The sequence below is a fragment of the Brevibacillus sp. JB24b genome, assembly GCF_051713385.1.
Lineage (GTDB): Bacteria > Bacillota > Bacilli > Brevibacillales > Brevibacillaceae > Brevibacillus_B > Brevibacillus_B laterosporus.
This window is the reverse complement of record NZ_JBNVQV010000001.1, coordinates 1195274-1220183: the sequence shown is the minus strand read 5'-3', so window position 1 is coordinate 1220183 and position 24910 is coordinate 1195274. Positions and strand designations below refer to the sequence as shown.

At 42.2% G+C, this 24910-nt stretch carries 22 protein-coding genes, 1 riboswitch and 1 other annotated feature; of the genes, 11 read left to right on the top strand and 11 right to left on the bottom strand.

Annotated elements, in window-relative coordinates:
• Nucleotide 1: 1 nt before the first annotated feature.
• The 3 genes from ilvB to ACQV1I_RS06050 all read right to left on the bottom strand — a co-directional run bounded on the left by ilvB (nucleotide 2) and on the right by ACQV1I_RS06050 (nucleotide 4507).
• Nucleotides 2-1726 carry a biosynthetic-type acetolactate synthase large subunit gene (gene ilvB / locus ACQV1I_RS06060; RefSeq protein WP_094700528.1) on the bottom strand — a complete coding sequence of 575 codons (1725 nt, stop codon included), beginning with the start codon at nucleotides 1724-1726 and terminating at the stop codon, nucleotides 2-4.
• A gap of 862 nt (nucleotides 1727-2588) precedes the next feature.
• Entirely contained in the window at nucleotides 2589-3764 is a 1176-nt protein-coding gene (gene sat / locus ACQV1I_RS06055) for a sulfate adenylyltransferase (protein WP_116333104.1), read from the bottom strand.
• Nucleotides 3765-3814: 50 nt separating this feature from the next.
• Nucleotides 3815-4507, bottom strand: coding sequence for a phosphoadenylyl-sulfate reductase (locus ACQV1I_RS06050; RefSeq protein ID WP_116333103.1), 693 nt, complete (start codon nucleotides 4505-4507; stop codon nucleotides 3815-3817).
• A 299-nt stretch (nucleotides 4508-4806) separates the two neighbouring features.
• Here ACQV1I_RS06050 and ACQV1I_RS06045 point away from each other — a divergent pair, with 299 nt between their 5' ends.
• A complete protein-coding gene (locus tag ACQV1I_RS06045; RefSeq protein WP_116333102.1) occupies nucleotides 4807-6432 on the top strand; it encodes a nitrite/sulfite reductase in 1626 nt (541 codons plus the stop codon).
• Nucleotides 6433-6529: 97 nt separating this feature from the next.
• A complete protein-coding gene (locus ACQV1I_RS06040) occupies nucleotides 6530-6736 on the top strand; it encodes a DUF3906 family protein (RefSeq protein WP_018671325.1) in 207 nt (68 codons plus the stop codon).
• A 161-nt stretch (nucleotides 6737-6897) separates the two neighbouring features.
• On the opposite strand, the gene ACQV1I_RS06035 is transcribed toward ACQV1I_RS06040, so the two are convergent.
• The 8 genes from ACQV1I_RS06035 to ACQV1I_RS06000 all read right to left on the bottom strand — a co-directional run bounded on the left by ACQV1I_RS06035 (nucleotide 6898) and on the right by ACQV1I_RS06000 (nucleotide 15497).
• Nucleotides 6898-8064: an aminotransferase class I/II-fold pyridoxal phosphate-dependent enzyme gene (locus ACQV1I_RS06035; protein WP_116333101.1), complete on the bottom strand. Its 1167-nt coding sequence runs from the start codon at nucleotides 8062-8064 to the stop codon at nucleotides 6898-6900.
• On the bottom strand, nucleotides 8061-9224 hold the full coding sequence (locus ACQV1I_RS06030) for an aminotransferase class I/II-fold pyridoxal phosphate-dependent enzyme (protein WP_094700533.1): 1164 nt from the start codon (nucleotides 9222-9224) through the stop codon (nucleotides 8061-8063). The genes ACQV1I_RS06035 and ACQV1I_RS06030 overlap by 4 nt, the downstream gene beginning before the upstream one ends.
• Before the next feature lie 99 nt (nucleotides 9225-9323).
• A riboswitch (SAM riboswitch) is annotated at nucleotides 9324-9432 on the bottom strand.
• A gap of 128 nt (nucleotides 9433-9560) precedes the next feature.
• Nucleotides 9561-9920 carry a 50S ribosomal protein L20 gene (gene rplT / locus ACQV1I_RS06025; RefSeq protein WP_018671328.1) on the bottom strand — a complete coding sequence of 120 codons (360 nt, stop codon included), beginning with the start codon at nucleotides 9918-9920 and terminating at the stop codon, nucleotides 9561-9563.
• Between the two features lie 100 nt (nucleotides 9921-10020).
• Nucleotides 10021-10218, bottom strand: a complete 198-nt coding sequence (gene rpmI, locus ACQV1I_RS06020) for a 50S ribosomal protein L35 (protein WP_003335042.1) — start codon at nucleotides 10216-10218, stop codon at nucleotides 10021-10023.
• Nucleotides 10219-10242: 24 nt separating this feature from the next.
• A complete protein-coding gene (gene infC, locus ACQV1I_RS06015; protein ID WP_116333100.1) occupies nucleotides 10243-10752 on the bottom strand; it encodes a translation initiation factor IF-3 in 510 nt (169 codons plus the stop codon).
• A gap of 344 nt (nucleotides 10753-11096) precedes the next feature.
• Nucleotides 11097-13010, bottom strand: a complete 1914-nt coding sequence (thrS, locus tag ACQV1I_RS06010) for a threonine--tRNA ligase (RefSeq protein ID WP_116333271.1) — start codon at nucleotides 13008-13010, stop codon at nucleotides 11097-11099.
• A 79-nt stretch (nucleotides 13011-13089) separates the two neighbouring features.
• Nucleotides 13090-13334: a binding site (T-box leader), on the bottom strand.
• A gap of 10 nt (nucleotides 13335-13344) precedes the next feature.
• Complete coding sequence (ytxC, locus tag ACQV1I_RS06005; RefSeq protein ID WP_116333099.1) at nucleotides 13345-14262, bottom strand: putative sporulation protein YtxC; 918 nt, start codon at nucleotides 14260-14262, stop codon at nucleotides 13345-13347.
• A gap of 182 nt (nucleotides 14263-14444) precedes the next feature.
• Nucleotides 14445-15497, bottom strand: a complete 1053-nt coding sequence (locus ACQV1I_RS06000) for an FAD:protein FMN transferase (RefSeq protein ID WP_116333098.1) — start codon at nucleotides 15495-15497, stop codon at nucleotides 14445-14447.
• Between the two features lie 255 nt (nucleotides 15498-15752).
• Here ACQV1I_RS06000 and ACQV1I_RS05995 point away from each other — a divergent pair, with 255 nt between their 5' ends.
• The 9 genes from ACQV1I_RS05995 to ACQV1I_RS05955 are packed head-to-tail and all read left to right on the top strand — an operon-like array spanning nucleotide 15753 to nucleotide 24801.
• A complete protein-coding gene (locus tag ACQV1I_RS05995; RefSeq protein ID WP_018671332.1) occupies nucleotides 15753-16139 on the top strand; it encodes a NusG domain II-containing protein in 387 nt (128 codons plus the stop codon).
• Complete coding sequence (locus tag ACQV1I_RS05990; RefSeq protein WP_094700536.1) at nucleotides 16123-16689, top strand: Gx transporter family protein; 567 nt, start codon at nucleotides 16123-16125, stop codon at nucleotides 16687-16689. Before ACQV1I_RS05995 ends, ACQV1I_RS05990 begins: the two co-directional genes overlap by 17 nt.
• A gap of 30 nt (nucleotides 16690-16719) precedes the next feature.
• Nucleotides 16720-17556, top strand: a complete 837-nt coding sequence (locus ACQV1I_RS05985; RefSeq protein WP_116333097.1) for an ATP-binding cassette domain-containing protein — start codon at nucleotides 16720-16722, stop codon at nucleotides 17554-17556.
• A complete protein-coding gene (locus tag ACQV1I_RS05980) occupies nucleotides 17532-18431 on the top strand; it encodes an ATP-binding cassette domain-containing protein (protein WP_094700538.1) in 900 nt (299 codons plus the stop codon). Before ACQV1I_RS05985 ends, ACQV1I_RS05980 begins: the two co-directional genes overlap by 25 nt.
• Nucleotides 18425-19255 carry an energy-coupling factor transporter transmembrane component T family protein gene (locus tag ACQV1I_RS05975; RefSeq protein ID WP_094700539.1) on the top strand — a complete coding sequence of 277 codons (831 nt, stop codon included), beginning with the start codon at nucleotides 18425-18427 and terminating at the stop codon, nucleotides 19253-19255. Before ACQV1I_RS05980 ends, ACQV1I_RS05975 begins: the two co-directional genes overlap by 7 nt.
• Entirely contained in the window at nucleotides 19239-21170 is a 1932-nt protein-coding gene (locus tag ACQV1I_RS05970; RefSeq protein ID WP_116333096.1) for a peptidase U32 family protein, read from the top strand. The genes ACQV1I_RS05975 and ACQV1I_RS05970 overlap by 17 nt, the downstream gene beginning before the upstream one ends.
• A 28-nt stretch (nucleotides 21171-21198) precedes the next feature.
• A complete protein-coding gene (locus tag ACQV1I_RS05965) occupies nucleotides 21199-22473 on the top strand; it encodes an aspartate aminotransferase family protein (protein ID WP_116333095.1) in 1275 nt (424 codons plus the stop codon).
• 26 nt (nucleotides 22474-22499) lie between these two features.
• Nucleotides 22500-23954: a menaquinone biosynthesis decarboxylase gene (locus tag ACQV1I_RS05960; RefSeq protein WP_116333094.1), complete on the top strand. Its 1455-nt coding sequence runs from the start codon at nucleotides 22500-22502 to the stop codon at nucleotides 23952-23954.
• A complete protein-coding gene (locus ACQV1I_RS05955) occupies nucleotides 23929-24801 on the top strand; it encodes a UbiA-like polyprenyltransferase (RefSeq protein ID WP_116333093.1) in 873 nt (290 codons plus the stop codon). Before ACQV1I_RS05960 ends, ACQV1I_RS05955 begins: the two co-directional genes overlap by 26 nt.
• Nucleotides 24802-24910 lie beyond the last annotated feature (109 nt).

Sequence of the window (24910 nt, the reverse complement as noted above, 5' to 3'; positions counted from 1 at the left end):
GTCACTCATCCCCCAACATCATTTGATCTAGCGTGCTTCCAGCTGCCACCATTGGGTATACATTTTCCCCAGCTGCTACTCTAAAATCAATAACCACAGGACCATTGAATTCCAATGCTTCCTTCCAGACAGACTGAGCTTCTGCTGAAGTAGTCGCCCGCATTCCTTTAATACCATAGGCTTCTGCTAATTTAACAAAATCAGGGCTACACGTTAAATCAATTGAACTATAACGCTGATCGTAGAATATCTCCTGCCATTGCCGTACCATTCCTAGACATTGATTATTTATGATAACCACTTTAACAGGAAGCTTATGTTGGGCTAAAATCGCTAGCTCCTGATTGGTCATCTGGAATCCGCCATCTCCTACAATGCTGATTACAGTACGGTCAGGATAAGCAATCTGTGCACCGATTGCGGCTGGGAAACCAAAGCCCATCGTTCCTAGACCACCGGATGAAATAAATGAACGCGGTTTTTTGACCTTGTAATATTGCGCACTCCACATCTGATGCTGACCTACATCCGTTGTCACAATTGCCTCACCATTTGTTGTTTCATAAAGCATTTCGATTACTTCTTGCGGCTTTAATTGACCATCTTTTTTATAGCTGTACGGGTGTGCTTTCTGCCATCCATGCAATTGTTTCATCCATGCACTGGTTTCGAGCGGCTTAGCTAGCAATAACGCTTTTTCTAACGTACTCTTTATGTCTCCTGCTACACATACCGCTGTTTCAACATTTTTTCCTAATTCAGCGGGATCGATATCTACATGGACAATTGTGGCGTTTGGTGCAAATTCTTTGGTGCGTCCCATCGTAATTCTGTCATCAAACCGCGCTCCTAAACCAATCACACAGTCCGCATTCATTAAAGCTTGATTAGCTGCATAATTACCATGCATGCCCGGCATACCAAGTGCTAATTCATGTGTTCCAGGAAAGTTCCCTAGTCCCATAAATGTGCTGATAACAGGGATTCGCGTCAATTCTGAAAAGGCAAGCAATTCCTGATGAGCGTTAGCAGCTAAAATGCCCCCTCCAGCCATTATAACTGGGCGTGTGGACTGATTAATCGCTGTAATAAACTGCTTCATCTCATCATCTGAGGGTACCAGAGTAGGGTGATAACCGCGAACACTAATACTCTCAAGTGCTTGAAATGGTGCTACACTATTGCAAACATCCTTGGGAATATCAATAAGTACCGGTCCCGGACGACCTGTCGTTGCAATATAAAAGGCCTCTTTTATGATGCGTGGAATATCACGGATATCACGAATAAAATAGTTATGCTTCGTTATCGGCATGGTAATTCCTGTAATGTTTGCCTCCTGAAAAGCATCTGTTCCAATCATGTTCTGTGCGACGTTACCGGTAATACAGACAAGCGGTACGGAATCCATTTGTGCCGTGGCAATGCCTGTGACTAGATTTGTAGCCCCTGGTCCTGATGTAGCAACTACTACACCCGCTTTTCCACTCGCTCTTGCGTACCCATCAGCTGCGTGAATGGCCCCTTGTTCGTGCCGCGCTAAAATATGCTTTAGACGACTGCCATAGAGTGAGTCATAAATTGGTAGAACGGCTCCTCCAGGATAACCAAAAATGTGCTCAACACCTTCTAACAACAGACAACGTAGTAAGGTTTCTGCCCCAGTCAATTCTTCGCCAAATCTCATTTCAGGTAACATCCGCGTCTGTTCTGCGGTCTCGATCATCTTCTCTCCTCCCTATCCCTTTTATCAAAGTAAAAGTCTTTTTTTCCATAAAAAAATCCCATCACCCCGACATACGAAAGATGTCTTATTGGGGCGAAGGGATTCGCGGTACCACCCAAATTTGCTGACTCCTCGCGGAGATTCAGCCTTGGACAGGTCAGTGGTTAATCTGACTGTCAGCGCGATAACGGGCGCTAAGCGGTTACACCTACTAGACCTAAATCGTTCAGCTAACAGCTCAGAGGCGAGTAATTCATTACGTTCCTATCCGGTTCTCAGCAATCCGGACTCTCTGTGAAAGAATGAGTAATCAATCATGTCCTCATCAAAGCCATCGAAATATTCTCTCAAATCAAAATAAAGTTTAAAATGTCATGTGAATTGTCTGAAAATAATTGTTATGACTGATTATAGCCAGCCCAAAAATGCGTGTCAATGAAATCAAATTCTTTTTATTAAACTTTTTCCCGAACGATTGCTCACTAGAATTGAGCAGGCTCTTATGGCTCATAAATGAAAGCGCATACACAAATTTCTGTTCACATACCTGTTTTTTTCAAAAGAATTTTTTCTGGTTATTTGTCCCTCGTTACGTATTCTTCAAAAAAACAGATTCGACCAAAACCTTAACATTTCACATTCAAAATGCATATAATATTCGTTTTATTCTCGGTACCTATTCGTTCATGGTCCACTTGGTTATCTGCTGTTTTTCTCTCCGTACGTCTATGTATACATACACATAAAAAAATCGCAGAGAAGCTAGTACGTCTCTGCGCATTGTCTATTTTTCTCTGTATTTATCCACTTTTTCACTCTAATTTCACATTTTTTATTTCTGTGTTCTTACAGACTATCCTTTTCATTTCACTCGTTCTCGAAGACCTTGAATTAACACTTTCGCTACTTCTGGACGTGAGAATTCTGGTGGAGGAGTAATACCGTTCCTGAGCAATTCCCGTACTTTAGTACCTGATAATGCAACGTGATGAGCTTTGTCATGTGGGCAGGTTTTCGTCGTAGCCATTCCTTGGCATGCTTGACAGAAAAAGCTATGCTCAAAAAACAAGAGCGTAATTCCCAGCTCTTCTTGGGTAAATTCTGAAAAAATATGTTGTGCATCATATGTGCCATAATAATCGCCAACACCTGCGTGATCTCGTCCAACGATAAAGTGCGTACACCCATAATTCTTTCTTACCATGGCATGAAAGACTGCTTCTCTTGGCCCCGCATAACGCATTGCTGCAGGAAATGCCCCCAAAAAAATACGATTTTTAGGATAGTATTTTTCCAGTAAGACGAAATAACTTTTCATTCTCACATGCGCAGGTATATCATCCGATTTTGTTTGACCTACTAGTGGATTTAAAAAGAGCCCATCCACAATTTCTAAAGCCGCCTTCTGGATATACTCATGGGCACGATGTACCGGATTTCTCGTTTGAAAACCTACGATACTTTTCCAGCCCAGTTGTCTGAAAAAATCTCGTGTTTCACTTGGAGTATAATAATAATTGGCAAACAGCTCTGGTTGTGGGCGTTGGATCACCTGTATGCTTCCACCTACATAGAAAGGGGGGCGCTGATACAGCTTAGCCACTCCAGGGTGAGCTAGATCAGTCGTTTTGTATACCTGAATAGCTTCTCTCTTTTTGTCAGGTTGATAGACATCCTGTACGGTAAGTACGGCATAATTCTTACCATCCTCTCCACGCAATACCAGCTTTTCACCAATAGCTAAATCGCTAAACTCTTCCGATACTGCCAGTGTGATCGGTACCGGCCAAACTGTTCCATCAGGTAAGCGCATGTGCTCTACCACCGAATCATACTCGCTTTCTGTCAGAAAACCCTTTAGCGGAGAAAAGGCTCCTATCCCTATGCAATCAATATCAGACAAAGTCCATTCATCTACGGTAACGAAACGATAGGGAAGTAAACGTTGATTATTCTCTTCTACAAATACAGGGGATAACAACCGATTTACTAGAGCCCCACCATGAGCTAGATATTGTTCTGCCACGATTCTCTTCATCCTTTCTACGCGTTTCTCACTATACCTCACTGCAGTCTTTATGCATGTAATTATTTGTGTAAACCACACTCCGTTTTTTCAAAACCTGACCAACGCCCTGCACGAGGGTCTTCTCCGGGGAGCACCACACGAGTACAGACAGAACAACCAATGCTAGGATAATACTGGTCGTGTAGTGGATTGTAAATAACCTCATGTTTGCGGATATATGTCCATACATCCTCACTCGTCCATGCTGCTAGCGGATTACATTTTACAAGACCAAATTTCTCATCCCACTCTACCTTTTTGCTGTTGGCACGCGTTGGAGCCTGATCACGACGAATTCCTGTAATCCACGCATCATAGTTGCTCAAAATACGTTTTAGTGGCTCTACCTTCCGAATGTTACAACAGGCTGTAGGGTTGCTTTTCCATAGTTCGTCTCCATACTGTGTACTCTGTTCTTCTAAGGTTAGTAACGGTGAAACCCTAATAAAAGAGGTAGAGTAATGCTCCTCAAGTCGATCGCGAGTTTCGTACGTCTCTTTAAAGTGTTTATTTGTATCCAGATAAAATACAGGAGTTTCTGGTGCCATTGTTTGCAGCATATCAATTAGCACCACATCCTCAGCTCCGAAGCTAGATGCAAGTACGATTTTGGCACCATAGATTTCTGTTGCCCAAGCGAGCAATTCTTCTGCTTCCGCATGCTCAAACCGATTGGCCAACAGTTCAATCTCATGTAATGTCAATTTATTCATTTCTCTACCTCTCCTCTTCAGCATTCACCTACTCATCTTATGTCGTACGCTCTCTCAAGGATACTTGCCTACTCAGATTGCACAGATAATTACACCAGAAGATATACAAGCTCCTGAGACTTAAAACCAAGTTGAAAAGTAGGATTTATAAGCATTTGCCCTACATCATAGTCATTTATTTTTGTTGTGTCAATTCAAACTATTTCGTTTTTTCTCGTTGACCTTGTTGTATCCAGCGGTTATACTCAGTTCAAAGTATCCCGACAAAATTAATATGAATTAAGGGAGGATCAATGAAAATGAGCGATCAACAATCTCGCCCTTGGGAAGCAGATAAGAGTAAATTACATGCATTTGAACTAACAAAATTAGAACGAGATGGCTTAGATATTATCGAGATCATACGAAGACTCGGCTCAAAAGGATATCAGGCGTTTTCCGCTGACGACCTCGCCTTTTTTAAATGGGCTGGAATCTACGAACAAAAACCTAAAGGAAACGGTTTTTTTATGATGAGAGTCCGTATTCCAGGAGGGATTTTACGTGCAGATCAAGCAAGAGCTCTCGCAGACATCAGTCGGGAATACGGTCGAAATTTAGTTGATATCACAACACGACAAGCGGTGCAATTTCATTGGCTGACAACTCCTGACCTTCCAGATATATTTGATCGCTTAGAGCATGTAGGGTTATTCTCTTATGAGGCTTGCGGAGATGTTCCACGTACGATTGTCGGAAATCCACTCTCAGGTATTGACCCTTACGAACTTATGGATACCGAACCCCTTGTACAACAACTAGAAGAGCACTTTTTATTAAATCCTGAATTCTCAAACCTCCCACGAAAATATAAATTATCCATTTCAGCAAACATCTATAATACCGGACATGCAGAAATAAATGACCTCGCTTTTACTCCTGCGTCTAAAATCATAAATGGTCAAGAACAGGTTGGCTTTCATGTCTGGGTAGGCGGCGGTTTGTCTGCCAAGCCTTATCTAGCAAAGCAGTTACCTATCTTTGTTTTGCCTACAGAAGTCGTACAGGTAGCAGATGCTGTGACACGTATTTTTCGAGATTATGGGTATCGTGAGAAGAGACATCAGGCTCGTCTTAAATTTTTAATGGCTGATTGGGGTCCTGAAAAATTTACTGAGAAATTATTAGAATTGACTGGACCATTAGAAGAACTTGGAGAAGATCGGACAGTTGGCTGGAATGCAGGCTACTTTACTGGTGTTCATAAGCAAAAACAGCCAGGTTTACATTATGTAGGACTACTATTGCCTGTGGGACGACTCACTGCTGAGGATTTAGCCGAGTTGGCCGATTTAGCCGACCGTTATGGAAATGGCTCTATACGGACTACGAATTCTCAAAATATAATCCTGCCAAACATTCCCCACGAACATTTGGATTCCTTACTTGCTGAAACCTTGCTCACACGTTATTCCCCTACACCACGAACATTTATTGGGCATGCTGTTTCCTGTACGGGCAATGAATTTTGCAATTTGGCAATCGTTGAGACAAAAGCACGGATGGCTTCTATCGCTCACTGGCTAGATGAACATGTGGAAATTGATACACCAATAAGAATCCACATGATTGGATGTCCCAATTCCTGTGGTCAGCAGCAAATAGCCGATATTGGACTACAGGGCTCTTTGGTTAAAACGGCAGAAGGAACGGTAGACGCCTATGATTTTTTCGTTGGAGGCAGTCTTGGACCAGATGCCCAATTTAACAGTCGTCTAAAGGGGCGTGTTGTCGCAGATCGAGTAGCTCCTGTTATCGCTCAACTAGTGGAATTATTTAAAACCAATCGGGAATCAGGAGAAAAGTTCCACCAGTTCGCTCGTAGGTTCGGAACCGCCAACATCCAGGAGCATTTTACACAAATTATTGCAAGTGTAAGTGTGTAAAGAATACTAGGATGATTTGCTAGAAAGTGGCTGTCTAACACGGCTGACTGTTTGGCAACGCTTTTGAACTCAGCAAGTAAGAAAAGAGGGAAATCTCATGTTTTTATACCATGTCGAGATCGTCACAACCGAGGACAAAAGTCTGGTAGCTGCTGTTATTGCGGAAACGGAAGAGGCAGCCTTTCACACTGCTCATGCACTTACCAAGCGTCAATATCACCCAGCTCCCACTATAAAAACAAGTACCTTACTCGAAAAAAAATATGTAGAAAAAGGTAAGGGGTACGTGTTCGCTATTTCCTAACAATATAAAGAAATCCAGCTAAGTCTGATAGCATGTCAGAAAGGGGCTGGATTTCCTTATGTTCTCGTTTATTTTTTAATCCATTGCTTAAAACCCCCTTTTATTAAAAAAGAGGGTTCCTTTCAAACCATCAAGACAGCTCTTTACATATTCTATCAATCCTACACGTTCACTTGCTCCTCTACTTTCTCCCCCGCTTTCAATCCTCTCTCTAAATCAGCCAACACGTCCGTTACATCCTCTACTCCAAGCGATAGCCTTACTAATCCATCCGTAATGCCCCGCTTTTCTCGCTCGGCTTTCGGCATAGCTGCATGTGACATCTGCGCTGGGTAGGATAAAATACTCTCTACTCCGCCAAGGCTAACTCCTACGAGAGCATATTGTACATTTTCAAATAAAGCTTTCACACGTGCTCGGCTCCCCAAGTCAAACGAAAGAACTGCTCCGTGTCCATTTGCTTGAGTCTCTTGTACTTTATGTCCAACATGGGTGGACAAACCAGTATAATAAACATTTTTTACCAAAGGATGCTCTGCTAAATGATCTGCTACAACCGCTGCGTTTCGGGTTGAAATATCCAAACGTGCCTTTAATGTTTTTAAGCCCCGCATCACTAGCCAGCTATCCTGCACACCAAGAATGGCGCCAAATCCATTTTGAATGGCATATAATTTTTGTCCTAGTTCCTTTGTTTTCGTCACCGCCAGACCTGCTACCACATCACTATGTCCGCCGATAAACTTGGTAGCACTATGGAGTACAATATCAGCTCCTAACTCCAGTGGTCGTTGGTAGTATGGAGTCAAAAAAGTATTGTCCACGATGGTTAGTAGCCCATGACGTTTAGCAATGGCAATTACTCCTCGCAAATCAGTCACCTTTAACGTCGGATTTGAGGGTGTTTCTAAAAATATTGCCCTCGTGTTAGATTGGATCGCTGCCTTTACCAAAGGCAATTGAGTCGTATCCACAAAGGTCACTTCTATTTGCATCCGTTCGAGCACGGTTGTTAAAAAGCGAAATGTCCCACCATAGACATCTTCTGCTACTACTAAGTGATCGCCACTTGAAAATAACAGAAATACGCTGGAAATAGCAGCCATTCCTGATGAAAAAGCAAATCCCCGCTCTCCCCCTTCTAACGCGGCAATCGTTTCCTCTAACGCCTGCCGTGTGGGGTTTCCTGATCTTGCGTAATCGTAGGTGCCAGGCTGGTCAATATCATATTGATGAAAAGTAGAGGCTTGGTAGATTGGGATACTTGATGCTCCCGTCACACGATCCATTCCACACGTACCATGAAGGATTTTGGTTGCAAAATTCATCGAATACACTCCTCTATTTGTAAACATTTATCCAAGGAAAATTTTAAATCAGCGATCAAATCATCAGGATGCTCAATTCCCACTGATAGGCGTAGTAATCGGTTGCAAACTCCTACCTGTTCTCGTACTTCTACTGGAATATCTGCATGTGTCTGTGTAGCCGGATAGGTGCATAAGGATTCTACACCTCCTAGACTTTCCGCAAATGAAACGATTTGTAATTGCTTTAAAAAGATAGCGACCAAAGATTGTTCCTTGATGCGAAAGGAAACCATTCCACTGTAACCACTTGCTTGCTCCGTCTGACTGTCATACCCCGGATGGGTGGGTAATCCAGGGTAAAAGACTTCTGACACCGCTGGATGAGCTTGCAAAAATTCAACGACAGCAATAGCATTTGATTGATGACGATCCATACGCAATGCCAAGGTTTTTAATCCACGCATCACCAACCAGCAATCCTGTGGACCAAGTACCGCTCCAATGGAATTATGCAAAAAACCGATCTTTTCGGTCAGCTCAGTGCCCTTCGTCACGATCAATCCAGATAGCACATCATTATGTCCAGCTAAATACTTCGTAGCACTGTGAAAGACGATATCTGCTCCTAACTCCAACGGTCGCTGATAATAGGGAGTCATAAATGTATTGTCAACAATAGACAACAATTGATAGCGTTTGGCAATATCAAGCATGCATCTCAAATCGGTGATTTGCATAAGGGGATTGGTAGGGGTTTCTATGAACAACGCTCGTGTTTGACTAGTAATAGCAGCTTCCACTAGCTCCGGCTGACACATATCAACATACGTGCAAGTAACACCGTATCGTTTCATAATTTGCTCAAATAATCGATACGTCCCACCATATAGATCGAGTGAGACAACTAAATGGTCGCCATAAGAAAACAAACCCAAAATTGTCTGTATCGCTGCCATTCCTGAAGAGCAGGCAAAGCCACCGTCTCCTCCCTCTAAATTAGCGATTGCCTCCTCAAGTACCGTGCGTGTTGGATTAGCCGTCCGTGTATAATCAAATCCTGTGCTTTCACCCAACGCTGGATGTCGATAAGCTGTTGCATGATAGATCGGAAAACTGAGCGATCCCGTTGTTTTGTCCTTCCCTACCCCAATCTGTGCCAAACGTGTGTCAATATGCATCCTGATTCCACTCCTCTATCTCGCCTTTATTTCCAAACAAAAAAGCCCTCTTTCGATGAAAGAAGGCTTTGGCTACGCAAAGAAATCCGTAAGCAAACCTTCTCATCTTTCAGAACATAAATGTCCTGCAGGAATTAGCACCATCTTGCAATTTACAAGTGGTTGCCGGGCATCAACGGGCCAGTCCCTCCGCCTCTCTGGATAAGAAGTCATGCTATTCAATTTGTGTTGATTCTAAAATTATCAGACACTTTAAACGATGTCAAGTGGTTTTCTTTCGCATCAATCAAAAAAAGGCTGCCGAGTAAACTCGACAACCTTTTCAAAAGAACGTTATTACGCGTTCAATTTGCTTTTAGCAACTGTAGCAATGTCGTTGAAAGCAGCTTTATCGTTAACAGCTAGATCAGCCAACATTTTGCGGTTTACTTCAACACCAGCTAGTTTCAAACCGTGCATTAAACGGCTGTAAGAAAGACCATTCATGCGAGCTTGTGCGTTGATACGAGTGATCCACAATTTGCGGAAGTCACGTTTTTTCTGACGACGGTCACGATACGCGTACATCAGGGACTTCATTACTTGTGCATTAGCGGATTTAAACAGACGGTGTTTAGAACCAAAGTAACCTTTGGCTAATTTCAAGATTTTCTTATGACGACGACGTGTCACAATGCCACCTTTTACTCTTGGCATAATCAATTCCTCCTGATCTGTAGCATGGCGGTCTATATAAGACGCTTATGGGGCTCATGCTAGAAAATTTTTCGTTGCGGAAAATGAGCAGAAATGAATCTTACAAGTAAGTGATCATTTGCTCAATGCGTTTTTGGTCCCCTTTAGAAACCATTCCACCTTTGCGAAGATGACGCTTCGCTTTAGTGCTCTTGTTAGCAAACAAATGGCTCGTGTAAGCAGAATCACGTTTCAAACGACCGCTACCAGTCTTTTTGAAGCGTTTTGCTGCTCCACTGTGAGTTTTCATTTTAGGCATTGGGAAATCCTCCTGTCTCGTATCCTATTTTTCCGATTTCGGAGTTGGAGCTAAGATCATAATCATGCTACGACCTTCGATTTTTGGTTTGCGTTCAACCGTTGCTTCTTGTTCACAAGCGGCTGCTACACGTTCCAGCACCTGTTGTCCGATTTCAGAGTGGGTAATTTCACGACCGCGGAAACGAATCGTACATTTCACTTTGTGTTCTTCACCCAGAAACTTTAGCACATTGCGAAGTTTCGTTTGGAAATCGTGTTCCTCAATGTTAGAGGAAAAACGAACTTCCTTCAGCTCAACAATTTTTTGGTTCTTGCGAGCTTCTTTCTCCTTTTTCGATTGCTCATACTTGAACTTACCAAAGTCCATGATACGGCAAACGGGAGGTTTTGCTGTAGGAGCTACGTTGACAAGATCTAAATCAGATTCTTGTGCAATACGTAATGCTTCTCTCAGTGGTACTACACCTAGTTGGTCACCGTTAGCACCAATTAAGCGTACTTCTCGAGCACGAATCGCCTCATTCACCAACATTTGATCCTTGCTAATGATTTGCCACCTCCATAGTCTTTCGAGAGCAAAAACGGATAATAGAAAAGCTGGGCATGCATAGTTGAAAGCTTTTCATAAGCATGTGGCGATCAATGTCATCAACCGCCACATACATAAAAATGCGGACGCTATAGCGCCCGCATTTAATCTCACCTTAAGCAAAACAACGAATGAATCGGAGGCTTTGCATACGTTAGACCCGTCAACTGTCCAGCTAGACGTCGATTCAGGTGAGAAGCTGGGCGCTTCTGCTTCAATCTCGAAATGTGAAGTTATCACACCCAGTAATTTTACATAACAACTAGGCGTTTGTCAAGCTTTGTATCTTATTTTCTTTCTAAAATCTCGTTTTGAAGGTGAGCCAATACCTCAGCAACCGGCTTACTACCTAGATCGCCTTCTCCACGTTTACGTACGGATAGAGCTCCTTCTTCCATCTCTTTTTCCCCGATAACCAGCATGTAAGGGATTTTTTGCATTTGGGCTTCGCGAATTTTGTAACCAATTTTTTCGTTACGAGAATCTAATTCGACACGAATACCTGCTTGTAGCAATTGCTTGCGTACTTCCTCTGCATAAGGAACATGCACTTCATTAATCGTCATCAAACGAGCTTGCATTGGTGCTAGCCAAGTTGGGAACGCTCCACCATAGTGCTCTACCAGGATACCGATAAAGCGATCAAGTGAACCATACATAGCACGGTGCAAGACAACCGGACGATGCTTCTCATTATCTTGACCAATGTAGCTTAGATCGAACTTTTCAGGTAATTGGAAGTCTAGCTGAATCGTTCCGCATTGGTGACTACGCTTCAGAGCATCTGTAATTTGGAAGTCAATTTTAGGACCATAGAATGCTCCATCGCCTTCATTGATTTCATATTCCATTCCTAGCTCATCTAATACGTTTTTCAAAGAGCTTTCTGCGATATCCCACAGTTCATCAGAACCCATGGAATCCTCTGGACGAGTAGATAGCTCTACACTGTATTTAAAGCCAAATACGCTGTAGATTTTATCAATAAGTTGGATCATACCTTTGATTTCTGCCTCAATTTGATCAGGACGCACGAAGACGTGTGCATCATCCTGACAGAACGTACGAACACGTAACATACCATTTAATGCTCCAGAGAACTCATGACGATGCACCTGTCCAAATTCGGAATAGCGAATTGGTAGATCGCGATAAGAATGCATCTCGTTTTTATAAATCAGCATGTGCCCTGGACAGTTCATCGGTTTAAGAGCAAAAGTTGTATTGTCTACTTCAGAGAAATACATATTCTCATGGTAGTGATCCCAGTGACCGGATTGCTCCCACAGACGTTGGTTCATCATGAATGGTGTACGAACTTCCTCGTATAGAGCTAAGTCTTGCAAACGACGAGAGAATTGCTCCAGTTCGTTGCGGATCGTCATACCGTTTGGTAGATAGAAAGGCATACCTGGCGCTTCTTCAGAGAACATGTACAAGCTTAGTTCTTTTCCCAATTTACGATGGTCACGTTTTTTCGCTTCTTCTAAGAAGTGCAAGTGTTCATCCATATCTGCTTTTTTCGGGAACGCTGTGCCATATACGCGTTGTAATACTTGGTTATCAGAGTTACCACGCCAGTAAGCACCTGCCACACTCATCAATTTGAATGCTTTAATTACTCCAGTGGAAGGCAAATGAGGTCCACGGCATAGGTCAAAGAATTCGCCCTGATGGTACATCGTGATGATGGAACCCTCTGGTAAGTCACGAATTAATTCTAGCTTCAAATGGTCGTTTAATTCACCAAAGATGCGTAATGCTTCTTCACGACTTACTTCTTTACGCTCGATCTTCAGGTTTTCCTTGATGATCTTGTTCATTTCAGCTTCCAATTTGATTAGATCTTCAGGTGTTAAGCTAACAGGAATATCCATGTCGTAGTAAAAACCGTCTTCAATAACAGGACCAATGCCCAATTTAACATCGTTTCCAAATACGCGTTTCACTGCCTGAGCTAGCAAATGAGCTGTACTGTGACGGTATACTTCCAAGCCGTCTTTTGTATCTAGCGTTACTATTTCCACGTTTGTATCTTCATGAATAGGTGTGGTTACATCTACAACTTTTCCATTTACTTTTCCTGCTACCGCTTTTTTCTTCAAGCTGGTGCTAATGGAACCTGCGATATCTTCAATTGTTACGCCCGCTTCGTATTCACGAATAGAGCCGTCTGGCAGAGTTACTTTTACTTGCGCCATTTTCATAACTTCCCTTCCCTATGTGTATCATCACCCAAGTAAACTTGGGCCTGTGAAAAATAAAAAAACGCTCAATCCCAAAAGGGACGAGCGCTATTTTCTCGTGGTACCACCCTAGTTCAGACTTATCCGCTGTTGCTTAGGATAAATCCCTCTACGTAAACGATAACGGTTTCACACCGGCTGACCGATACTAGGCAAAACGCCGTTCCCAGTCGCTACTCGAAGGTGGTAAATCATTGTTCGCTGCGTGGTGAGCTTTCAGCCAGGGCTCTCCTCTCTATAACGCTAAAACAAGATTCTTGTCCTTCTCACTGTATTTGACTCTTATTACTTATGTATTATAGTGACTGGAGAATTGGAAGTCAAGATTTCCAGGAGTCGTTAAACAATGAGCACAACTCACACACGCTAATACACGATCTCCAAATACAGCTCGCATAGTCTGCATCAAGACGTTACTATCTTCCACCCCATGAATAACAATCTTTTCCGGTGCAAGCGCAATTAATGCACTCATAATATAATCCTCTTGTCGATCCGGTCTAAATCCCAAAATGGTGTCTAATTGACTCAGGTCTATTTTGGCATCGTCTTGATCGTACATGATAAATTCTTGCGTCTCTCGCAACACGACATGAACAAGTGGATAACGATGCTCCTGTTTCGATACAAAGAAGCGCAGTAATTCGACAAACTCTTGATATTCCTTGTCCTGTTGATATTGCTGTAACCCCATTTCAAAGGCCTTGTCCAACAAGATACGGTAGTTTTTCAAGCGGAATTTCACAAAACCTTCCAAATATAGGTGCGGTTCATCCTCCAGATATTGAAAAACCTGTTCGTAAATTGCCGCTTTGCGTGTTGAACGATTCATATTTTCACGCACTTCATCTAACTCATGAAACACAAATTGAATATAAGGATAGATTTCGTCAAACTTATGAATAAGCGCCCCTCGTTCTTTTCGCTTTAAAAAGGTGCGCAACAACTCTACTTCCATAACCTGCACAGTCCATTCAGTAACCAGTAAAGCAACAAAGGAAGCCATATATTCCAAAGTCTCACAGGTATACTCTTCCCGTGACCAACTAACAAAGCGAAATTGCGTATGACATTCATGCTCCTCTACTCGGCATTCGATGCGAACAGGGGATGTGTCTATCTTCTCCTGCATGCTTTGGAGAATATGGCAGAACCGCTCAATGTAATGTTGATTTGTTGTTTGTAGGAATACGGATACTGTTTGCACGTGGTTCACCCCCACCCGTTTATACAATCAGTATATGCCCAAGCCTTGGCGATATACTTTTAAACCATTGGAAAAACCATCAAACGAACGCTACGTTCATCTGACGGTTTTATCGGGTAAAAAGGGTGCTAGCAAACTGCATTTATTTTATTTTTGTTACTCAGGACAGTCTCAGGCTTTGTTTAGTTAGCCATCTTATATTGTTCATTGGTCAATTCCCAATTACCTTTCAAGCCACTGGTAATATAAACATTTTTGTCTTTTGTGATAAAGATCGCCTCTACATTTGGCAGGCTTTCCATAAAAGGCATGCCTTTTTCAAGCCCTAATGCGAATCCGGTTGTAGACAGTGCATCCGCATCAGCCGATTCATTCGTAATGATGCTTACACTAAACAAATTATTTTCCACAGGATATCCTGTAGCTGGATTTAATATATGATGATAAAGCTTACCATTTTCCTCAAAATAGCGCTCATAAATACCTGATGTAACTACTGTCTTATTTGTAACTTTCAGCTTTCCTAATTGATTACCACGGTTACGATCTGGATCTTGAATACCAATAATCCAGTCATTTCCATTCGGTTTCTTACCTAGTGCCAATATATTTCCACCTAAATCAATAATGGCACTAGTAAAGCCTTTTTCTGTTAAATAGACAGCAATTTGGTCAGCAGCATATCCTTTGCCTATCCCACCTAAATCAATCGCCATGTTTGGCTGCTTCAAAAACACCGTTCTTTTAGCATCATCTAAGACAATTTGATGGTAATCAATCACCTGTAAGGCTTCTGTAAGTTTTTCTTCGGAAGGTACCTTAGCATTATCGTGCCCAATATTCCATAAGCTCACTAATGGACCGATCGCAGGGTCAAACTGACCTTCTGATAACTCTGCAAATTGTATCGATTTTTTGATTACTTCATACGTTTCTCGAGATACAGGCACCGCTTGCTTGCCCGCTTGTTCATTGATTCGATAGACCTCACTGCCTTGCAAGGTACGACTTAAATGGGATTCAATTTCTTTCATACGTGCTTCCAGCTCTTTAAAATGCTTGTCTGTCATTCGGTCATCATATACACGTACGGTCACAATCGTGTCATAGATAAAGAAGCTTTCAGACTGTGGTTGGATCGCCGTTTTCACACTTTCTTCATGAGTTTTGGAGACACAGCCATTTAATATGAGACTCAATAGCAAAAAAAACAGAAGCGAAAATTTGTGTTTCATGTTGCCAGTCCTCCGCTGTTTTTTTCCCGTCTCAGGCCAAAAATAAGGTCACAACGGGAGTTTTACCCGCTCTTATCCAAAAAACCACCCTTGTAGGCATAGACTTTCGGACAAAAGTGAACGTGGCGCATTATACCACTAGAAAAATATTTTGGAAAGGAAGAGCGTCACACCTCCATATTTTAGATCGTGTATAATACGTATTGACATTGCATTATTTGTAAATCAGAAAAAATGATAACAGGAGAAAAAAACATGAAACGAGCAGATTTTATTTTAATTGGCATTGTGCTCGTCGTGGCTCTGGCTTTTCTTGTGCCTCGTTACTATAGTGCAGATACAAGTGAAAATTTGCACAATGTCCATAAAGTAGCAAAAATTACCGTTAATAACCAATTATACAAGACCATTGAACTTACCAAAGAAGAACAAACAATCAAGGTTGATACCGAGCATGGCCAAAATATCCTCAAGGTACATGACTATGGCATAGAAATGGTTGAAGCTGATTGCGACGATAAGGTTTGTCTATCCTTTGGGTTTATCACCGATCCTAGTCAAACCATCGTTTGCTTGCCTCATCGCGTATTGGTGGAAATCGTTTCAGACGAAGGAGCTGACGTAGATGGCCTTGCCCAATAATTCTTCACAGCTGGAAACGCAATCACAGGTATTAAAAAAAGTAGTGATTATCGCCATCTTTGCTGCCGTATCTGTGGTACTTGGATTAATCGAATCAACTCTTCCCATTAACTTGCAATTGCCTGGGGCCAAGCTTGGACTAGCCAACATCATGGTACTAGCCTGCCTATATTTTTTATCTGGTAAGGACGCCTTTACCCTTGTCATCTTAAAAACCCTGCTAACAGCCATGATTTTAGGTACGTTCTCCAGTTTTTTATTTAGTTTTTTTGGCGCTTTGTTTAGTTTCATCGTTATGTTCGGACTAATGAAGCTAACCGGAAAATCCTTTAGTTTAATCGGGATTAGTATTCTAGGTGGCGTAGCACATAACATTGGGCAATTAACTGCAGCTGTACTTATTTTTCAGACAAGCAAAATTTTTTACTATCTACCAGCCTTGCTGATAACAGGAATTCTTACCGGAATCTTTATTGGCATTGCGGTACGTTATCTTGTACGTTCTCTATCCAAGATGACTTTATTTCAACCTTTCGTTCCAGTCGACTAAGCCCAAGTACTTAGAAAGCAGGTGAAGGCGATGTCTCAGCGACCATTGATTCAGCTTGATTCGGTCTCTTTTCAATTTCCAAATCAGCCCCCTCTTCTCACGGATATTTCTTTTGAGATTAATCAAGGGGAACGCATCGCCATCGTAGGTCACAATGGGTGCGGAAAATCCACTCTAGTTAAATTGTTGAATGGTCTGCTTCGACATACACAAGGAGAAATTTGCGTGGCAGGTCAAGTGCTGTCTGATGTCAGCTTGCCGATTATCCGCAAGCAGATTGGCATGGTTTTTCAAAATCCTGAAAATCAATTTGTTGGAACAACCGTTGCTGATGATATCCTGTTTGGTCTTGAAAATATGTGTTTGGAACGATCTGTCATGCATGATAGATTGATCCACTATGCTGCAAAATTACATATTACGAATTTTTTACATAAACATCCTGATGAACTGTCTGGGGGACAAAAACAACGAGTGGCAATCGCCTCCGTACTCGCCATGCAGCCAAGTATCATCATTTTTGACGAGGCAACCTCCATGCTTGATGAAACAGCGAAAAACGAGATAGGAAAACTAATTGATGGGTTACATTTGGAAGGCGCTTACACAAGCTTGTCCATTACCCATGATTCAGAAGAAATCTTAGCGGCTGATCGAGTGATAGCTCTATCTGAAGGTAAATTACTGGCTGATACTACTCCATCTGAACTGTTTTCCCGTCCAGATTGGGTTGCTGCTTGCCATCTTCATCTGCCTTTTACATTGGCAGTTAGTCAGATGGTTCATGATTTACATCCAGAAATACCTGTTCATTCAGACGAACAAGATTTGATGGAGGACTTATGGCGATTCACTTTCAAGAAGTAACCTACTCGTATCAATTTGGCCATTTGTTTCAAGAAACTGCTTTAGACAATATCAATGTAGGGTTTACTACAGGCTCGTTTACAGCCATTATCGGGCCAAGCGGCTGTGGAAAATCAACCTTATTACAGCATATGAATGGCATTTTATTACCCACAAAGGGTCAAGTTCATGTTCTCGATCATGTCATCACACCTCACCATTCAAAAAAGGGGATTCGCCAGCTTCGAAAGCGGGTTGGACTTATTTTTCAATTTCCAGAGCATCAAATGTTTGCTGATACGGTGGAGCATGAGATTGCGTTTGGTCCGAAAAACTATGGTGCTTCACCCGCGCAAGCGAAAGAATTAGCCATCAAAGCTCTACAACAAGTGAAATTAGATGCAGACCTTTTAGATAAGAACCCTTTTCAATTAAGTGGTGGTCAAATGCGCAAAGTAGCAATCGCTTCAATACTCGCTATGGACCCAGACATCCTCGTGTTAGATGAACCAACCGCTACCTTGGATTGTAAAAGCCGGCACGAGCTTCTACAGCTTTTACATCATTTGTGTAAACAGGAACAAAAGACAGTTCTCATGGTAACTCATCGGTTGGAGGAAGTCCTGCCTTACTGCGATCAGGTGGTCATTATGCAGAAAGGTAAGGTTGCCTTTCAAGGTGGAGTACATGAGCTGAGTGAGCAAAGAGATATTTGGGCTACACTCGGGATTACTGTCCCCGCTCAGCTTCGATTCCAACAGGCTTTTCGTCGGAGATTTCCCACTCTCCCTCTTCCTACAGATCAATCTGTACAGGGCTGGGCCAGATATCTCGGAGAACTGAAAATACATCTGAACGAATCCGAGAAACAGCAGGCAGGTGATCACCCATGTTAAACAAAGTGATGTTTGGACGCTACATTGACACAAATAGCTGGTTGCATCACTTAGACCCGCGTTCCAAATTACTTGGGATGTTCCTGTTTGTTCTTTTAATTATGTTGACCCATTCCTTACTTGCATGCGTTGTTGTCTTTTTAGTTGCTACGGGCATCATGGCGAGTAGTCGAATCCCTTTTTCTTTCTTCGTGAAAGCCGTTAAACCATTACGTTTTCTTATTCTATTCTTATTTCTGTTTCAGCTTTTCTTTATAAATGAAGGGCACTCCTTGCTATCCATTGGCCCATTTACTTTTTATTCAGAAGGAGTACGCCTTGCCTGTTTAACAGCTTGGCGCATGATCCTATTACTCTCATTCACCTCTTTGTTAACCTTTACAACCAAGCCTTTATCGCTAGCAAAAGGGGTAGAAGGAATTTTACAGCCATTCCGTTTTACTGGCATCGCACCTGAAAAACTAGGGCTAATGATCAGCATTTCCCTACGTTTCATTCCAACTATTTTTGAAGAAACGCAGAAAATCACGAAAGCCCAAGCTTCACGTGGTGCCGATTTGGCTGACTTACCCTGGCGTGAAAAAGGCAAAATGCTGTTGTCACTGTTAGTTCCAGTAACCGTAAGCGCATTTCGCCGAGCGGAAGATCTGGTATATTCCATGGAAGCTCGTGGCTATGTACTAGGCGCACCTCGAACTCCGTATGAAACGTTGAAGTGGAAACGCAATGATTCGATCTTTTTAGGTTTGTTGCTTGCAATAAATATCCTTGTAGGATTCATTTTAAATGATTGTGGAGGTCTTACCTATGGCTCGATATTTTAATGAAAAAGAAATTGAATTATTAGCACCTGCTGGAACATTTGAGATTTTTACAACTATCGTAGAGACCAATTGCGATGCGATATATTGCGGTGGGCCCGTTCTTAATATGCGGATGATGCGTAAAGACTATAACCTGACACATGAGGAATTGGAGCAAGCCATCCAAATCGCTCATGAAAAAGGCAAGCGAGTTTATATTACGGTAAATAATTTATTTGACGAAGCCGATGTGGAAGAAGCGAAAACCTACCTACGCTTTTTAGATAGCATTCGTCCAGATGCTCTCATTGTTCAGGACATGGCGATTTTCCCATTGATTCAAGAGCAAAAACTAACAGTACCTCTTCACTCCTCTGTCATGATGAACGTGCACAATTTAGAAATGATTGAAGCCTTACAAACATTGGGTGTAACACGTGTAGTTGCATCTCGTGAAATGGATCTACAAACAGCAAAACAGCTACAAGCCTTGACTAAGATGGAGTTTGAATACTTTGTTCATGGTGACATGTGCACGGTACACGGTGCGAACTGCTTATATAGCTCGATGTTATTTGGTAACAGCAGTAACCGTGGACGGTGTATGAAACCTTGCCGTTGGGACTATCGCGTGAAGAAGGACGGGTATGTCTTCCCAACCGAATATCCTCTAGCAGCTAAGGATATGTACATGTACGAGCATATTCCAGAGTTAATTGAGTCTGGAATTACCTCATTTAAAATTGAAGGTCGTATGCGTGACAAAGAATTCCTAGTTACGCTGATCAATAGCTACGGTGATGCAATTGACCGTTATATGCAAGATCCTATCGGGTTTGATCGTTGTAAAGATCGACAAGCCTTATTGGAAAATCGTAAACGCGACTTTAGTACAGGATATGCCTTTGGTAAGCCTGGACTTGACTATATTAATCGACGTTACGAGGGTACGGGTAAATTTTATAGTACAGGTAAAGTCTTTAGTACACCAACAGAAGAACGCGATATACGTAAACAACGTATAGAAGACTTACAAAACACTTTCCAAGAACATCAGCACACTTCTAGCGCTAAAACAAAAGGTGAGCTATGTGTACGAGTTAATAATCAGGAGCAAGCTGAACTGGCGATCGCAGAGGGAGTGGAACACATCTATTTAGCCGGCGATGTATTCTTACCTGATCTGCCATTTACCAAGGAACAGATAAAACACCTTGTAGCCATGAAAGGAGACAGCAGGATTTACTTGGGGATGCCACGCATGATGTTTGGGTTGCAATTTGATCAATACAATCATTTCTTATCTACATTGGACGTAGAAATAGACGGGCTGATAGCTACGAATATTGGAGCTATGTACAAATTTAAGCAATATGGACTGCCAATGATTGGAGATTTATCACTAAACTTGTATAACCACAAAGCAATTGAGCTCTATCAACAATTCGGGATGACACGCGCTTTCGCATCCGTGGAGCTGAAGCAGAAAAATCTAGTTGAGTTCATTCAGCATTCTCCATTACCTACTGAAGTATTAGTACATGGCTCTCCTGTTGTGATGTACCTGGAGCACGACCTGTATGCAAATACCCGTGTGATGGAACCCATCGCCGAAGAAGATAACAAGTATGTGGATAACAAATATCTAGTTTTATTAACGGATAAAGGCGAAAATCCTGTGTATTGCGATCAATTTGGACGAAATCATTTGACCACAGCGAAGGAGCTTTGTCTCCTACCATTAGTAAAAGACTTGCTGGCTGTTGGTGTTAGCCACTTCCGTATTGAGGGAGCTACCTATACGACTGAGCAATTACGAACCATTATCCGTATGTATCAGGAAGCCCTGCAAGAGCCTGAACGTTCTATAGAGCTTTATGAGAAGGCAGTTCCTGTCCATGCAGGGTATACTCTGGGCACATTATCCTTTGACTAAACTATTTTTTAAGAGGAGCAAGGTAGATATGACTTCTTACTTAGGGCCAACTGGCATTTTAGATAAGCGCAAAGAATATTTTTATCCGTGCACAGCTCATTTCTATAAAAACCCTCCACAGCTTGTGCGAGGTGATATGCAATATTTGTATGACAGCACCGGTAAAGCGTATACAGACTTTTTCTCTGGCGTATCCGTAGTAGCATGCGGGCATTGCAATCGAGCGATTACAGCGGCAACGATCAAGCAATTGGAAACGCTGCAACATACTTGCACAATCTATTTAACAGAACCAAATGTGCAATTGGCTGAAAAAATGGCTGATGTACTGCCTGGAAATTTGAAACGAACCTTCTTTGTAAATAGTGGTTCGGAAGCAAATGAAGCTGCCTTGACGCTTGCTCGTCTTGCTACTGGTAAAAAGGAATTTATCGCGTTTGAATATGGTTTACATGGTCGAACCTTCTTGACCATGAGCGTAACAGGCATTCCAATGTGGCGTTCTGACAACTATTTAGAAGAAGGGGTCAGTTTCATTCCACGTCCTTACAACCCTGACTTGAATGAACAAGAAGCAGTAGAACGCTCCCTATCAGCCCTGCGAAAAGTACTTGAGGAAAAAGGCGATCGCATCGCTGCCATGATAGTAGAACCAATGCAAGGCAATGGTGGTATTGTTCCTGCACCACTCTCTTACTTCAAAGAGGCAAAGAAGCTATTAGAGCAGCATCATGTCCTATTGATCGCAGATGAGATTCAGACTGGGTTTGGACGTACAGGGAAAATGTTTGCTATTGATCATTACGGCATTGTTCCAGATATCATGACTATGGCAAAAGCATTAGGTAATGGCGTGCCAATTGCCGCTTTTGCTACAACTGACGAAATTGCTACACATTATAACCGCCCTTCTGCTTCTACACTTGGAGGTAATCCGGTTTCGTCTATGACGGCTCTCGCTGTCCTCTCCTATATTGAGAGCGAACAACTAACAGCTCGTGCAGAACAGCTCGGTAAGCAGCTAAAAGAAGGATTGCTTTCACTTCAGGCCATTTATCCAGCTATTTCGGATGTGCGCGGTCTTGGCTTGATGATCGGTATGGAGCTTTATGCGAATGAGCCCGAGAAAGCAGTTCCTCTTGTTGATACCATTTTAGAAGAAATGAAAGATCGTGGTTTTATCATTGGAAAGAATGGTGTTAATCGCAACGTAATCGCCTTCCAGCCCCCGCTCGTCATCACACGGCAAGATCTAACAAACATGCTGGAGGCACTAGCAGACACTTTCAAACAACTACTCTAATATCCGACTTGCAGGAGGAGCATACTGTGGCATACGATAATTTACGAGCGTTTATGAAAGACCTACAGGATCAGGGTGAACTTCACACAATTGATATTGAAGTGGACAGTTATTTAGAAATTACGGAGATTACTGATCGTATTTCCAAACAATATGGTAAGGCTTTGTTGTTCACCAACGTAAAAAATTCCCCCTATCCAGTGCTCATTAATAGCATGGGGACAGATAAACGCATGAGCATGGCTTTAGGTGTACAGGACTACGATCAAGTCGCAGAAGAAATGCAAAATTTTATGGATTTAGCGAATTATAAAGGCTTATGGAATCAGCTTAAAATGGCCCCAGACCTATACAAGCTATCCAAGATTTTTCCCAAAAAAGTAGCATCTGCTCCCTGCCAGGAGGTCATAGAAGAACCTGATTTAACACAGCTTCCTGTACTGCATTGCTGGCCAAAGGATGCGGGTCCATTCGTTACCCTGCCATTGGTGATCACCAAAGATCCTGAAACAGGACAACAAAATATGGGGATGTACCGTCTTCAAGTTTACGATAAAAAAACGACAGGCATGCATTGGCATTTGCACAAGGACGGTAAGGAAATCTACGAAAAATATCGGAAATTAGGATATAAACGCATGCCTGTATCAGTCGCACTCGGTGGTGACCCGTCATTAATCTATTCTGCCACGGCTCCTTTGCCAAAAATGATTGATGAAATGCTGTTTGCTGGCTATCTACGTAAGAAACCGATCGAGGTTGTGAAATGCGTAACAAATGAATTATATGTTCCTGCTGAGGCTGAATTTATTTTGGAAGGCTATGTGGAATTAGATGAATTGCGTTTGGAAGGTCCCTTTGGCGATCACACAGGCTACTATTCGCTAGCTGACATGTACCCAGTCTTCCATGTAGAGAAGATGACACGCCGTACGTCGCCGATCTATCCCACCACAATTGTAGGTCAACCACCAATGGAAGATTGCTATATTGGAAAAGCTACAGAGCGTGTTTTTTTGCCACTAATGAAACTGATGCTACCAGAAATCGTAGATATGCATTTACCATTTGAGGGAGTGTTCCATAACTGTGCCATTGTTTCCATAAAAAAAGCCTTTCCAAAACACGCTCAAAAGGTCATGTACGGTTTGTGGGGCATGGGACAGATGATGTATACCAAAATGATTATTATTGTAGATGAAAACGTGAGTCCTCACGACGTTTCGAAAGTAATGTGGAAAGTATTTAACAATATTGATCCGAAAAGAGACCTTGTCATAACCGAAGGCCCTCTGGATGCGTTGGATCACTCTTCTCCGACCGCTTACTTTGGTCACCGACTTGGTATCGACGCTACTAAGAAATGGCCAAGTGAGGGTCATACACGTGAATGGCCCGACGATATAGAGATGTCTGATGAGGTTAAGAGCATGGTCGATGCGAAATGGAGGGAGTATGGTTTTGAAAACGATCCTTCATAAAACCCGCATGTTCGGGGAACTCGTTATGTTTTCCCACACATTGTTCTCGCTCCCCTTTGCCATCATTGCAATGGTTTGGGCGGCCGGGGGACTTGCTTCCTCTCATGTACTAATCTGGTCATTGGTGGCATTAGTAGCAGCTCGTAATGGTGCTAATGCCTTTAATCGTCTCGTGGATCGAGAATTTGATGGCAAAAATCCACGAACAAGCAATCGCCATCTACCACAACGCTTGTTACATGAAAAAGAAGTCGTTGCTTTTATTATCATAAACTATACAGTCTTTATTTTTGCTTCCTATATGTTAAATCCGTTGTGTCTGATCCTGTCGCCAGTAGCAATTTTGCTGATCTCTTCTTATTCTTATACGAAACGCTTTACGTGGTTGAGCCACTTGTATTTAGGCTTTACTATCGCTTCTGCTCCCATTGGAGCCTGGTTTGCTGTAACCGGAGAGATTGCATTTGTACCATTTGTACTTGGAACTATTGTGATGCTATGGATTGCTGGCTTTGACATCATTTATGCTACACAAGATATTGAATTTGATCGCAAGGAAGGACTATGGTCTATCCCCAGTTATTTTGGACTGCAAATGGCGCTTTGGATCGCACGAGGCTTACACTTCATCATGATTCTGTTGCTGTTATTCCTATATTTCTATCAGGATCTGGGCTTCGTTTACCTAGTTGGATTAACAATCTCAACCGTGTTGCTTCTAGCAGAACATAAAATGATCAAGCCTGCTAATCGAAGCTTAATGAAAGTGGCCTCCTATAAGCTGAATCAAGTGATTAGTATGGTTATTTTGACCTGTACCTTAGTTGATTTCTTCTTAATGAGCTAATCTATCGAAAACTCTCAGGGGAATTGTGATACTCTTTTCAAATGTACGGGTAGGAAAGAGAAAAACTCACTGATCCCCGGAGATTTTTTACTTGTAACTGTTCTCTACT

What these genes read in the sequence shown, in the direction of transcription:
- ilvB (WP_094700528.1), bottom strand. Translation starts at nt 1,726, where the DNA reads ATGATCGAGACCGCAGAACAGACGCGGATGTTACCTGAAATGAGATTT.
- sat (WP_116333104.1), bottom strand. Translation starts at nt 3,764, where the DNA reads ATGAAGAGAATCGTGGCAGAACAATATCTAGCTCATGGTGGGGCTCTA.
- ACQV1I_RS06050 (WP_116333103.1), bottom strand. Translation starts at nt 4,507, where the DNA reads ATGAATAAATTGACATTACATGAGATTGAACTGTTGGCCAATCGGTTT.
- ACQV1I_RS06045 (WP_116333102.1), top strand. Translation starts at nt 4,807, where the DNA reads ATGAGCGATCAACAATCTCGCCCTTGGGAAGCAGATAAGAGTAAATTA.
- ACQV1I_RS06040 (WP_018671325.1), top strand. Translation starts at nt 6,530, where the DNA reads ATGTTTTTATACCATGTCGAGATCGTCACAACCGAGGACAAAAGTCTG.
- ACQV1I_RS06035 (WP_116333101.1), bottom strand. Translation starts at nt 8,064, where the DNA reads ATGAATTTTGCAACCAAAATCCTTCATGGTACGTGTGGAATGGATCGT.
- ACQV1I_RS06030 (WP_094700533.1), bottom strand. Translation starts at nt 9,224, where the DNA reads ATGCATATTGACACACGTTTGGCACAGATTGGGGTAGGGAAGGACAAA.
- rplT (WP_018671328.1), bottom strand. Translation starts at nt 9,920, where the DNA reads ATGCCAAGAGTAAAAGGTGGCATTGTGACACGTCGTCGTCATAAGAAA.
- rpmI (WP_003335042.1), bottom strand. Translation starts at nt 10,218, where the DNA reads ATGCCTAAAATGAAAACTCACAGTGGAGCAGCAAAACGCTTCAAAAAG.
- infC (WP_116333100.1), bottom strand. Translation starts at nt 10,752, where the DNA reads ATGTTGGTGAATGAGGCGATTCGTGCTCGAGAAGTACGCTTAATTGGT.
- thrS (WP_116333271.1), bottom strand. Translation starts at nt 13,010, where the DNA reads ATGGCGCAAGTAAAAGTAACTCTGCCAGACGGCTCTATTCGTGAATAC.
- ACQV1I_RS06000 (WP_116333098.1), bottom strand. Translation starts at nt 15,497, where the DNA reads ATGAAACACAAATTTTCGCTTCTGTTTTTTTTGCTATTGAGTCTCATA.
- ACQV1I_RS05995 (WP_018671332.1), top strand. Translation starts at nt 15,753, where the DNA reads ATGAAACGAGCAGATTTTATTTTAATTGGCATTGTGCTCGTCGTGGCT.
- ACQV1I_RS05990 (WP_094700536.1), top strand. Translation starts at nt 16,123, where the DNA reads ATGGCCTTGCCCAATAATTCTTCACAGCTGGAAACGCAATCACAGGTA.
- ACQV1I_RS05985 (WP_116333097.1), top strand. Translation starts at nt 16,720, where the DNA reads ATGTCTCAGCGACCATTGATTCAGCTTGATTCGGTCTCTTTTCAATTT.
- ACQV1I_RS05980 (WP_094700538.1), top strand. Translation starts at nt 17,532, where the DNA reads ATGGCGATTCACTTTCAAGAAGTAACCTACTCGTATCAATTTGGCCAT.
- ACQV1I_RS05975 (WP_094700539.1), top strand. Translation starts at nt 18,425, where the DNA reads ATGTTAAACAAAGTGATGTTTGGACGCTACATTGACACAAATAGCTGG.
- ACQV1I_RS05970 (WP_116333096.1), top strand. Translation starts at nt 19,239, where the DNA reads ATGGCTCGATATTTTAATGAAAAAGAAATTGAATTATTAGCACCTGCT.
- ACQV1I_RS05965 (WP_116333095.1), top strand. Translation starts at nt 21,199, where the DNA reads ATGACTTCTTACTTAGGGCCAACTGGCATTTTAGATAAGCGCAAAGAA.
- ACQV1I_RS05955 (WP_116333093.1), top strand. Translation starts at nt 23,929, where the DNA reads ATGGTTTTGAAAACGATCCTTCATAAAACCCGCATGTTCGGGGAACTC.